We start from the raw sequence: 12,476 nt of genomic DNA, 5'->3' as shown, positions 1-12,476 counted from the left end.
GTCGGCTATGTACTTCCGCCACCTCGCGGTGTACTGGAGACTTTCACTCCTTAGTCGTTGCGCTGCCAAGCGCACAAAAGCTTGAGCACCATTGTACTCAAGCTTCTCTCACTCCTTACACGGGGATCCGCACAAGAAATGTGCTGCCTACACCCTGTAGACTCTCGACATGAATCGTCCCTTGCGCCGCATCCACAAGGTTCTTCGCGATGGCAAGTCCAAGCCCATGACCGCCAACCTGCCGGGTGCGTGCCTTATCCTGCCGGTAAAACCGATCAAACACACGCGGAATCGCCTCCAGCGCAATCCCCATTCCGTTATCCCTCACCTCAAGCGTAAGATAGCGGGCTCCTTTTTCAACTTTATCCGCAAGAATGACATTCACATCTCCACCATCCAGCGTATATTTAATCGCATTATCGATGAGAATTACCAGCAATTGCACCAATTTATCTCGGTCCCACTCTACGGTCAGGTCGCCAGGGACGTGCAGCTTCAGTGCCATGCCTTTGGCCTGTGCTGCGGGCAGCAGCTTCGCTATGACGCTTTCGGCGGCGGCTTTCACCTGAAAGCTGGAACGATCCAGCACGAACTCGTCAGCATCCGTCCGTGCCAGCTGCAACAGCTCACTGGTCAGCCTCGTGATGGCGTTGACCTCATCTTTCATCCCTTTCAGCACGTTATTCGTGAAGGGATTACTTACGTCCGCATCGAGCTGCAGCGCCTCGATCGAGGTGAGCATGACGCTGAGCGGCGTACGCAGCTCATGCGAAGCATCGGCGACGAACTCGCGTTGCCGCTCATACGCCTTCGCAATAGGAATGATCGCTCGACGGGCCATGCGATGACTGAACCATAGCGCGAGTACAAAGAAGAGCAGCGCCATGCCAAGCATCAGGATGAGCAATAAGCGAAAAAGCTGATGCTGGAAGGTAACCTCCTTCCCCACATAGAGGGTACCGATCAACTGTCCGTTCTTCTTGAGCTCCCGATTGCTCACAAGAAACCGCGCATCTTCTCCGATTGGCGGTCGACCGTGGGCATCCACCGAAGGTTGATCGAACGTCTGCAATTTCATTTGCCGAGTCCGCTCTCCCTTGAACTGTTCCTTCGCGATTAACGCCATCATCTGTTCTCGCAATTCCGGCTGCGTCTCGTCCCCTAACTGCACATTCCCTATATCGGAAATGAGGTAATAGAACGATTGATCCGTACTAAGCGAGAAGGCATCCTCCACAGAACGCGGTGGTTGACGCTTAGGATTCGTGTCTTCATCCACCCATTTCTGCAAAACCTGCAATTCACTATTCGTTAACTCGTTGAGATGGGACCGTTGGTCGCTCCAGATGAACACGTATAGCAAGGCATAAACTATCACGACGAATAACCCTAGAAAGATCATCAGCACGCCGCTATATTGCAGCGTAAGTTTATGGCGCGTCTGGTCAAATAAATTCCCTTCCGTTAAGCGCTTCTTCAGCCAGCTCTTGTTACGCTTCAATTTTGTACCCTACGCCTCTCACGCTCTGAATAAGCTCCCGTGCATCGGAAGACTCTAGCTTCTTACGAATTAATTTGACGATTGCATCGATTGATTTCAAATTGACGTCGGCATCCAAGCCCCACACTTTATCCAAAATAACCTCACGCGTAAGCGTCCGCCCCTTATTCTGCAGCAGTAAGTCCAAAATCTGAAACTCACGCGGAGACAACTGGATCTCCTGACCACCCTGCCGAACCATCTGATTCGTTCGCTGCAATTCCAGCTCTCCCATTCGCACAATGTCATCCTGCAAAGGAACGAAGCTTCTACGCATCAGCGCCCGTAAGCGAGCCAACAGCTCATCCATTTCAAAAGGCTTCACCAAGTAATCATCCGCTCCCGCATCCAACCCTTCTACGCGATCTCGCAGACCGTCCTTGGCTGTCAGCATCAGAATAGCTCCTCGATATCCAGCCTGACGCAGCCTTGCACAAGTGTCACGACCATCCCCATCAGGCATCATCCAATCCAGAATAACCACATCATAGCTAGAGGCTGCGGCATAATCGAAGGCATCGTTCCCCGTTTGCACCCAATCGACGCTGCAGCCGGTCTTTTTTTTCAACATATACGTCGTTAGCTCGCCTAATTTCACGTCATCTTCCGCTAATAAAAGCTTCATCTATCCGCCACCTTCACTCGTTCACTCTATTTCTTTTTAGTATAATCTATCGCCTTGAGGCTTTCACCGTAATTTCACCAAGTCGGGATAAGATTGGTCACATGGAACACCAAATCTACGAAAACGAAGGGAAGATCCCCATGAAAATCAAAATGAAAATTATCCTAGCAAGCGCATTATCCGTTGTATTAGCAGGCAGTGGCATTATTGCTTTAAGCTCAGGCAGCAGCCAAGTATTAGCTGCGACCGACGCACCTTCCGCAACATCCGTACCGAAGGATAAGCCAGCCAAACCGAAGCCAAGGGCCGGCGGTCAAGGAGGGCAAGGCGGCCCAGCTCCTGATTCCAACCACGACGGTATCGATTGTCCTGAACAAGGGCAAGGAGAAGCTGTTCTGCCAAGCTCGTCTGCCAGCTCTGCCACTTCTAATGGCGAAGCAAGCAGCGAAGTTACGAATCCTTCCACCTACTCCGTTGTGATTAGAGGCGGTCTCAACACAGACCCTCAGGACAAAGGACGACCCGTTGTACTGATTGCCGCCGCTCTCGGTGTCCCTACCGAGGTGTTTCGAGAAGCTTTTAGCGGTGTGACGCCATCTGGTTTAGACAGTCAACCGAGTCATGAGCTCGCACAACGGAACAAAGCCGCTTTAATGAAAGTTCTTTCCCCTTACGGCATCACCAACGAACGTCTGGATGAGGTATCTAATTTCTACCGCTACAATGGGAATCGAACAGCAACTTGGCAAAAGACCCCCGCAACCGCAACAGCTATCGTCACCGATGGCGTGGTGACTGGTGTTACGATCACGAATCCGGGAGCTGGCTATTCCTCCACGCCAACAGTTACCATCACAGGTCCTACTGGCACCGTAACCGCTAAAGCGGTGGTGACAAATACACAAGACTTTAAGACGAATGGCAGCATCACCTCGATTACCCTCGATTAAATTAAGAAGGAGCTTGTCACAGATGGTCTGTGGCGAGCTCCTTTTCCCGTTAATATTTGGAACAACTGGAACCATTCGATTCTCATGCCTGCCTTGTTTCCAAACGGAGAATGGTAGTATCATAGGGAGATACTTAAATTAACCAGAGGTAAATTAAATCATGAAGATGAAAGATTGGGACATTAATCTTAAAATCCGCCTCGGCGGAGAAACCGCTTTTAACGTAATTTTTTGGGCATTCTTTCCGTTCTTATCCATCTACTTCGCCAATTCGTTCGGTAAAGGTTGGACAGGTCTTCTTCTGGTCTTATCGCAGGCGCTTTCTGTGTTCGGCAATTTGCTCGGTGGCTACAGCGCAGATCGGTTCGGGCGCAAAAGAATGATGGTGATCGCCGCTTTGGGACAAGCGGTCGGTTATGGCATCTTCGCGCTGGCCGCTTCTCCATGGCTGGCCCTGCCAGTTATGAGCTTCATCGGCTTCAGCTTCGCTAGCTTTTGCGGTTCGTTATATTGGCCAGCCAGCCAAGCTATGGTAGCGGATGTCGTGGATGAGGAGCATCGTTCGAGCGTGTTCGCTATCTTTTATACAACCGCTAACATGGCCGTCGTTGTAGGACCTCTTCTCGGCTCACTCCTCTACAAGGACAATCCGTATCTCGTTCTGGCCGCTGCAGCTGTGGTTTGTGTGTTGCTGGCGCTCATGATGTCACGACGCTTACACGAAACATTGCCGAAGCAACTCGCGGATCGCCATCGTGCACAGGCGGACACCCCTTGGTATCATGCCATCGCCGTGCAGCTGCGCGACTACAAAGTCATCGCCACCGACCGTGTCTTCCTGCTGTTCGTCATCGCTGGCGTGCTGCTATCCCAGACCTTCATGCAGTTGGATTTGCTTTTTCCCGTCTTCTTGGAAGAAACAATGCCGCTCACCACGATCTTCTCCTACAATGACTGGGATCTCCAGCTCACGGGTAAGCAACTGTTCGGCTTGATCGTCTCTGAGAACGGTCTATTCGTCGCCATTTTCACAGTCATCGTGACCAAATGGATGTTAATGTACCGCGATCGCTACGTATTCATCGGCGGCTCGCTTTTCTATGCGCTTGGCATGGTGTTGTTCTGCCAGATGTCTACCTTCTGGGGACTTACCATCGCGATAGCCGTCTTCACCCTTGCCGAGCTCATGTCCGCAGGACCCCAGCAGGCCTTCGTATCCAGATTGGCGCCGGATCATATTCGCGGCCAGTATTTTGCCGCTTCTAGCCTGCGCTATACGCTCGGGCGTACCATAGCACCGCTATCCATTCCGATCAGCTCGTGGATCGGCTTTACTTGGACATTCATCTTGTTGGCGGCATTAGCTGTGTTGTCAGCAGCCATCTACAACATGATGTTTAATCAGTATGACAAGCAGACTGCGCTGCAGTAGGCTGATTGGAAAAAGCACCCATGAGGGTGCTTTTTCTTCAACATCTGCATGGTTATAGGTAGCTGCGACGGCACTAGGAACTGCGTGTTAGGCCCTTCTTTATCAAATAACTGGAAAATATGTTGTTAATTTCGGTGTTTTCCTATATAAATTAACTTTAACTGGAAAACATACAGTTATTTCTGCTCCGTTCTCACTTTTCCGGCGGAATTGGTAAATTTAGATGGAGGAAATCCATCTATTCCTCTCAAATTGCAAAAAATCCGGAAATTAGATGGAGAAAATCCATCTAAACCAAGAGCTGCATGGAGAAGTGGCTCATCTCGGGCCAAATTTCTGGTGGGGGGCGTGCACCTACAGCTACTCGTCCGACTCACCTCAGCTGCTCCGACCATTCCACTCACCTGCAGTAACTTCCGTTGGTTCCCTCTGCATATCCCGCAATCATCTACGCTCGCAAGCTACGCCGTCTCCGTCCCCGTCCAGCTTCGCACTGTAGCCAGGCTCTCCTTGCTTGATATTATATGCGCCAGCTTCGTTGGCTTCCTTGCAGGAGTTGTATACCACCGATGGTTTAGATGTCGCCGTTGTCGGCGGCTTCGACGTCGTCGCGGGTTTCGGAGTTGTCGTTGGAGCTGCTGACTTCGGCGATGACGTTGCGCCACCCTTCACTACACTCTCATGATACCCATCCTCTTGCGCATAATTTTCTACGCTCCAGATGTTCACACCTTTCTGTTGGGCTGCCTTCTGAATCGCCCTGAACTGATCCACATATTTCACATTCGGCGGATAGATATAGGCAACTCTGGCATACCCATTCTCGAGCAGAAGCTCGTTGAACATGTGATCCCCGATATAGAGATAGCACAATAAACGACCATATTTATCCCGCTCCGACACATCCAATTCCAGTTGGACGTCTTTGCCTGTGAGCATCGTTTTGGCATAGTTGGACGCATCCAGCGCAAAAGGCTGCACCGGCTTCTCCGGGTCTACGCTCTCGGGCGTGTCCACTAGGAGGAGACGGATCGTCTCTTCTTTGACTTTGCCGCCATCAGCAAATGACACTTTCATCGTGTCGCCATCAACGACGCGGACTACCTTAGCAGCAATACGCTTGCCATTCTCCTTCGTCGATGGGGTTGATCCTGCTGCAGTAGCTGAGGCTGTAGCCTTGCTGCCTGCAGCAGCAACAGGACTATTCTCTCCCCCGGAAGCGCTGCAAGCCGTTGCCAGCAACATTAGTAGGCTGAGTCCAGCAGCCATGATCGTTCTTTTCGCGTTTATCATGTATGAAATCCTCCAATGATGACTGTTTCTATCTGTCTATGAAAGTATAGCAGAATTCAGACCAAGATGAGTTCCCAGGCATGAAAAAAGACGGCTCGCGCCGTCTTACCTTACACTCGATTTACCCAACAGTCCGAAATCATCGAACAAAACGCAGCGTCGGCTTTATTCATCCTAAATTGGTCCGATTTCGCCTAACTAAATCACCTCAAGCAGCCCGCACGCGAGAAAAACCGCCATTTAGTTCGGTAGAATCGGACTATTCCGCCTTTACTGAAGAGAATCCTCAGTTTAGTTCGGCAAAATCGGACTAACACGCATTCCACCAGAATCCACTGCGCCATTCTACCCTATCAATGCGTAATCACTTGGCCATCCCCCTTCACAATAACCAGCCGATTCTTGCGTATCATTTTGCCTGCCGCAGCTGCCTTGGCATTGGTTGGAGGCACAGGAGGCGAACTGCCGCATGAACAATCCTTACTGCATGGGGTAATGGTAAGGTCCCCGTCCGGCACATTTACATTAATAGAGCCCATCAACGAGTTAGCGCTGTCCAAAATATCTAAACCAACAAAAGAAAACATCACAATGTCATCTGTCGCACCTTGTCTTTCTACTAAAGTAAGTGCGTATGGCCCTTGGAAGGTTATCCCTAGGAAATTAAAATAACCTGTACCGCTTACTTCTAAAACAGTGTCTCCTGTTAGCGAGGTATAACATTTCGGAAGACTAACGGAGTTAGACGTGAACGCACCGTCCTCGACAGTAAAATAGATCAGGCTCCCCTCCATCTTACCATTCGGGCATATTTGAATCCGCAACGTCAGTTCTTGCTCCTCTACGTAACTGTTAACGGTACCGCTGCAGGAGCAGCACCTTTTCGTTTTTCTCGGCGTGTCGTTTACATTAACATTAATAATCGGTTTGACGATCACTTCAATTTCATTTTTTTGCTCTTTCTTCTTACTCTCCATAACCTTCATCCCTTCTAGTTAGCACCGGGTCCTGCATAGACAGAGACCAATCACTCTATTCTATGAAGATCAACGAAGTAAGATATGGGGACATAAATAGTATTCATTAACCTATTTACCTTTGTTACATGCTGGGTGATGCTCGTGAATTAGAAAAAGCACCCCCCTTGGGTGCTTTTCAAATCACAATATCACATCATACTTCACGTAGATCTGGTGTCGAATGCTAGCTCTTAAACGATCTAGCATACGCATTCTTTCGGACTCCAGTTCCAGAAACTCAAAGTTTTGAATATTGTTTAAAGCTTCCAGACGATGCTTCGCCATCCAAATCTCCTCTACCTGTCTGCGCGTTTTCACCTTTTGTCTGCTGGCCATCGTAATCATCTCTACATCTCCTCATCATGTCTACTTGTCATTGGTTGTTGCTGTTGTGACTAGTTTACGATCGAGATGTGTCAGACAGATGTCAGGATGTTATTTTTACTAACGTTAAGGTGAAAGTCGAACCTCGCTCGCTGCTCTCACGTAAGAATAACTGCCCTCGCTGCGCTTGGGCTAACATCAGGCTGTACGGCAGGCCTAAACCAAGGCCTCTCACTTTATGTTTTTTGACGCCGCCACGATAAAATCTTTCGAAAATAAACGGCCGCTCCTCCTCCGGAATTCCCTTCCCTTGATCGGTTACATCGATGCCAATATGACTATCGCTGAAATCGTATAAAGATAGCTGTAAAGCACCACGACTGGCACCAGCATGTAAGCTATTGTTCAACAGATTGATGAGAATCTGCTGGATTCTTCCCGAATCCCCTTCAATCGGAAGGACCTCTCTTACGCTCTGAACTTGAATGTCCAGCTTCTGATGCTCCTCCTGGGCAATTCGCCACTGGTGCACGACTTCCCGTGTAAAAGCGTTCAATTCGATCTGCTCGTTCGTGATACGAAGCGCGCCGGTTGCAAAACCATTGAAATCAAGCAGATCTTCGACCATGTGGTGCATCCGCTGCGCTTCTTTCAAGGAAAGCTGAATGAACTCCTCGCTTTCTGCACCATCGACTACTTTATCCTGAACAGCCTGCAGGAGACCGCTAATGGAGGCTACGGGTGTCTTCAACTCATGCGTAACCCCTGCCAGCAGCAGTGTGCGGAGTGATTCCAATTGCTTCAATCGACTCGACATCTCTTGGAAGGTTGCGATTAATTGAGAAACCTCCTGCTCTTTGCTGTTACTTTTGAACGTGACATCATAATTACCTTGCATGAGTTGTTGTGCCGCATCTGCGACTTCCTTGATAGGCTTGACGAGCCGTCGTGTCAGCATATAAATGACGAACCAACCTAGTACAGCTCCGCCTGTTAAAAGCGCGTACAGCATGCCGTAATCGACTTTCACATTCGTGACGGCGTCAGATGGGATGCTGACATAAATAGCGCCAATCGTCTTATTGGCATACAAGATCGGTGCCGAAAACATAAAAATATTACGGCCTAACTCCCCTTTTTCCTTCACATAGGTCGAGCTTTCCGGTAGTAGTCCATCGCGCATCTCTTTCGGAAGTTGAGGCATGCCATTAGGGCCATCAGGTCCCCCGTCCCCTTCGTCACGCAGTTGCCCTCTATTCATCATGTCCCCTTCCATGCCTCTTGGGGGGAGTTCATTCCGAGGACCACCACCTGGTGGACCTCCTTGTGAACCTCCTTGTAGTCCTCCAGGTGATGGATCTGCGCCTGGCGGAGGCGGGAATACAACGCGATGATCCGCTGATTTAATATGTGCTTTAACCGGGTTTTTGAACTCCAGATCCTTCTGGTTACTACGGAGTATTTCATAGATTTCGTCCGAAGGAACAAAATCTCCCTTACTCGTAACAACTTGCTCCGCCATACGTTCCATAATATGTTGAATAGACTGAATGCGGTTTTGTTGGGTCATGTACTCCATCCACTGCACAGCGATAAATCCAATTATCATGATGCCAATTAGCAGGGATAACAAATACGTTCGGGACCAGACCTGCAACAACGATAGTTGCTTCTTACTTCTCATTGACATAGAACTGATACCCCAATCGATGCATCGTTCTGATTTCGCCCTCGTTAGGCGGCCAGTTTTCGAGCGCTTTTCTCACCCTTTTGACAACCAAATCCACCGCTCTGTCGCTCCCGTCATAATCCATGCCCCAGACACTATCGAGCAGATGCTCGCGTGTAAAAACTTGATTCGGATTCTCCGCCAATAGCAGGAGGACAGATAAATCTCTCGGTGTAAGCAGCACCTTCGCTCCGTTCAAAAACACTTCATGGGACTGGAAATCTATTTTCAGCGAGCCGTAGTGCCGAACATGCTTTCTTTCCATCACATTGGAGAAACGGCGCAACACCGCGTTAACACGCGCAACAACTTCCGCTGCCACGAAAGGTTTCGTTATGTAATCATCCGCGCCCTGATTCAGCCCTGAGAGCTTCTGCTCTGTTTCGGACAGTGCCGTCAGCATGATTACGGGGCACGCGCTTTTTTGGCGAATATAAGTAAGAATCTCCCAGCCATCCATCCCTGGCAAATTGATATCAAGCAGTACAAGGTTGGGTTGTTCCCTATCGAATACGTGGACAGCCTCTGCTCCATCATGCACCGTCACGACTTCATAATGCTCCTTTTGCAGGTAGGCCGCTATCACTCGGGCGATCGCCATTTCATCTTCAACAACTAACACTTTTTTCAAGAGTTTCTCTCCTCATTGGCCAAAATCAAGCTTTCAGCTACTCCTTACTTCCACGCGAAGTAGGCGTATTCCTCGTTATATGTCGAAGGATGTCGCGACTGAGCCTGTCTCGTAGGCGTATTTTACATGAAGAAGATGTCAGGAAGATGTCAAAGCATGTAACTATGGAAACAACTCCAGTCGAAGTCCTTCGAGGATACGCGACCGCGGTTTAGAACACAAATTCGTCCTTCTGTGAATCGGAAACTTATAAGTAAACGGCTAAGCCGTCTTGGGGAAACGTATCATAGTGTCTAGGGGGAATTCAGACCGTGGGTGTCGATGGTAGATGGGGAGGGACAGGTTAAGAATACGTATTTCGCATTAGGTGGAAAATATACAGTTATTTAAGCTGAATTTCCTTTAAAACTCGATTTAGATGGAAAATATGTAGTTAAAATCACCTTTTACATTGAAATTAGCTTATCTGTATAAAATTAACAGTAATTTTTCCATTAATGAGCATTAGTTCGGAAAATCCCGCAATATAACTGTATAAAATCCATTTAGTTGCCACAGGCCCAAGGTATCCCCGAACATTGTCATTCCATAGCATAATGTAGTGGTAGATAGAAAAAAGCACCCCTCCGGGTGCTTTCTCCTTCTACCTACGGTGATCCGCTTCGAAACGAAAGCGCCAAATCCAGCACATGCTCCGTTTCATCATAGGAACCAATATCCATCTTTCGATTACCGTCGAAATCAGCAAGAATAGACCGTCTCTCCTTGCCTTGTGCCCAAGGGCCAAACTCGTTATCCAGTGGCTGGAAATGGTTATCCCCCTCGTTCTGGAATACGCGCCAGATGCCCGTCTCGGCGGTGTAGGCAATCAGATCGCTTCGCCCGTCACCATTCGTATCGCCGACAAGCAGTTGGTCGCTACTCCCAAAGGAAACACCGCCTGCCGTCTCGGGATCAGCGAACATTCCTTGCCCTTGATGATACATAATGGATACACGTCTGTCTTTACGGGAGACACACAGGATATCATCATCAGTATCCTTCATCTGTGCCGCGAAAATCTCGGCATCCTCGGGCACCTTCGCAGTTAACTCTGTATAGGTCAAAGGCTGATTCTGCAAGTTAACTTGCACGAGCCCCTTATCTCCTCTGGCAATCAAGCCCATGCCCTGACTAGAGCGGAGCGCGCGAACAGAGGAGAGTCCAAGCGGTAGAGCACCGATTGCGCGAACTGGGAGGAACTGTCGCTTGTCTGCTATGCCGACCCGCACATTCCCTGTTTCTGTATTATAGGCAAGCAAATCTTGCTTGCCATCGCCATTCACATCGACAAGCAGGAGTGACTCATTAGGTGTGAACGTTTCTCTTAACCATACTTGTGAAGCTTCCTGCTGCCGATTCCTCGGCATCTCATAATTCCCCGGAATAACCAGAATGCGATGCATCTGGCGCACAACAACATCATCATGCCCACGGCCTGTCACGTCGCCAAGCATCACATTTTGCAGCTTCGTTCTAGGTGGCAGCAACACACGATGCGCTGGGGTAAACGGGACGATATCATGCAGGGACATCCAGCGATAGTCCAGCTTTTTGAACCCAGCAATCAATGTATGCAAGTAGGATCCTGTATCTCCTTCTTTATATTGATAGACAGGCAGTCCATCCTTCACCTCTGGATTTCCGTCTGCTGCCATAACAGGTTCCAGGTGTGAGAATTCCAAGAAGGGATGGAAGTAGAAGGAGGCAAGTCCATCATCCTTCGCTGCCTTCTCCAACATCTGCTCAACCGATTTGGCATCGCTTATATAGCGATAGGGTGCCGGAATATAGACAGAGCCCAAACTATCTTGTCCGTAAGAATTAATCGTATCATAGGTGTTCATATCATCACGAGCATTCTTGGCGTAGAGATCAGGTTGATACATGAGGCCAACGAAAGAGCGGAACACAGCCTGTTGCTCCTGGGTATCTTTATAGTGGGGAGACTCCCAGAACGCAGGATGTAAATCGGCTCCAGCAAAGGCGGCCAAACTCTCTTTCATCCGTTCTGCCGCGTAGGAGAGTTCTTGCGTTTCGGGTGCATCTTTAATGTTAAATTCGGAGCCAATGCCTGAATTTTGCTCGCCATCTGAGCGAAACGTCTCGCCATACTGGTGACGATACCCATGCATGCCTAATACGCCGCCTTGATGCTCCGCTTGTTGGAGAAGCTTAATGAAGGCGCTTACTACTTCATCTGGATTCGGATCGTCGATCCCCTTTTCCTTCCATACACCGTCATCTTGCAAGCTCATCCTTCTTGGAATCACAGCAACATGAAAAGGCACATGCTCAGTCTCGATGTAAGTCATCACCGCCCGCAACTTCCCTAGTCCTTCAAGCGTGTTATAGTCACCACCAAGCCCGACATCCTCCAGTCGGATCATGACATGACGTTTCCCCGCATTCGGAGCATCGTTCATCTCTGTATTCTTAGGGATATACACGGCAAGCCCAATGGCTGCGAGAATCCCACCGACAATCCCTATTCCGATTTGCTGCCATAATTTACGTTTCACGCCAACCTGCTCCCCCAATATGTAAAACGTAGATTATATCTAAGATTTCGACATTTTTCTCCTAAATTATATATGAATCTATGATTTCTTACTATAAGAGTTTGAACAGAGGTCAAAATAAAATATAGCATGTTTTAAAATACAAGAAAACGCTTCCATTTTATTAAATTGAGACAAGTTTCACATGACATTCCTTACTAACAATCTGCCATGACGCTATTCCCACCATCGGACAACCGCGTTTATCCCCCATGGGGAACACCGCTCACCTGTTTCATTTCCATAGGGTTGGGTAAGAATAGTAGTACATACAATTTCTTTACGTTCAGCTAATACTGCAATGACATATACAACGTATGATAAAGATATCTT

10 protein-coding genes are annotated in these 12,476 nt (G+C 48.8%); 2 read left to right on the top strand and 8 right to left on the bottom strand.

The window, feature by feature from the left end:
- Positions 1-115 precede the first annotated feature (115 nt).
- Together A8708_RS11025 and A8708_RS11020 are read right to left on the bottom strand one after the other, a co-directional pair.
- On the bottom strand, positions 116-1,501 hold the full coding sequence (locus A8708_RS11025; protein ID WP_082927422.1) for a sensor histidine kinase: 1,386 nt from the start codon (positions 1,499-1,501) through the stop codon (positions 116-118).
- Positions 1,491-2,165 (bottom strand): response regulator transcription factor, encoded by a 675-nt coding sequence (locus tag A8708_RS11020; protein ID WP_068663542.1) that lies wholly within the window; start codon positions 2,163-2,165, stop codon positions 1,491-1,493. Before A8708_RS11020 ends, A8708_RS11025 begins: the two co-directional genes overlap by 11 nt.
- A 140-nt stretch (positions 2,166-2,305) precedes the next feature.
- Here A8708_RS11020 and A8708_RS11015 point away from each other — a divergent pair, with 140 nt between their 5' ends.
- Both A8708_RS11015 and A8708_RS11010 read left to right on the top strand, forming a co-directional pair.
- Complete coding sequence (locus A8708_RS11015; RefSeq protein WP_157264675.1) at positions 2,306-3,115, top strand: hypothetical protein; 810 nt, start codon at positions 2,306-2,308, stop codon at positions 3,113-3,115.
- 160 nt (positions 3,116-3,275) lie between these two features.
- Positions 3,276-4,547 (top strand): MDR family MFS transporter, encoded by a 1,272-nt coding sequence (locus tag A8708_RS11010; protein ID WP_068663540.1) that lies wholly within the window; start codon positions 3,276-3,278, stop codon positions 4,545-4,547.
- A 444-nt stretch (positions 4,548-4,991) separates the two neighbouring features.
- On the opposite strand, the gene A8708_RS11005 is transcribed toward A8708_RS11010, so the two are convergent.
- From A8708_RS11005 to A8708_RS10980, 6 genes are all read right to left on the bottom strand, one after another.
- Positions 4,992-5,840 carry a thermonuclease family protein gene (locus A8708_RS11005; protein ID WP_068663539.1) on the bottom strand — a complete coding sequence of 283 codons (849 nt, stop codon included), beginning with the start codon at positions 5,838-5,840 and terminating at the stop codon, positions 4,992-4,994.
- 353 nt (positions 5,841-6,193) lie between these two features.
- Positions 6,194-6,817 carry a hypothetical protein gene (locus tag A8708_RS11000; protein ID WP_068663538.1) on the bottom strand — a complete coding sequence of 208 codons (624 nt, stop codon included), beginning with the start codon at positions 6,815-6,817 and terminating at the stop codon, positions 6,194-6,196.
- A gap of 183 nt (positions 6,818-7,000) precedes the next feature.
- Positions 7,001-7,204 (bottom strand): hypothetical protein, encoded by a 204-nt coding sequence (locus tag A8708_RS10995; RefSeq protein ID WP_068663537.1) that lies wholly within the window; start codon positions 7,202-7,204, stop codon positions 7,001-7,003.
- 82 nt (positions 7,205-7,286) lie between these two features.
- Positions 7,287-8,873: a HAMP domain-containing sensor histidine kinase gene (locus tag A8708_RS10990; protein ID WP_068663536.1), complete on the bottom strand. Its 1,587-nt coding sequence runs from the start codon at positions 8,871-8,873 to the stop codon at positions 7,287-7,289.
- Positions 8,857-9,543 (bottom strand): response regulator transcription factor, encoded by a 687-nt coding sequence (locus A8708_RS10985; protein ID WP_068663535.1) that lies wholly within the window; start codon positions 9,541-9,543, stop codon positions 8,857-8,859. Before A8708_RS10985 ends, A8708_RS10990 begins: the two co-directional genes overlap by 17 nt.
- A gap of 647 nt (positions 9,544-10,190) precedes the next feature.
- A complete protein-coding gene (locus A8708_RS10980) occupies positions 10,191-12,104 on the bottom strand; it encodes a DUF2334 domain-containing protein (protein ID WP_068663534.1) in 1,914 nt (637 codons plus the stop codon).
- Between the last annotated feature and the right edge of the window lie 372 nt (positions 12,105-12,476).

The organism is Paenibacillus oryzisoli, assembly GCF_001653565.1.
Lineage (GTDB): Bacteria > Bacillota > Bacilli > Paenibacillales > NBRC-103111 > Paenibacillus_E > Paenibacillus_E oryzisoli.
This window is presented reverse-complemented; position numbering and strand designations above follow the sequence as displayed.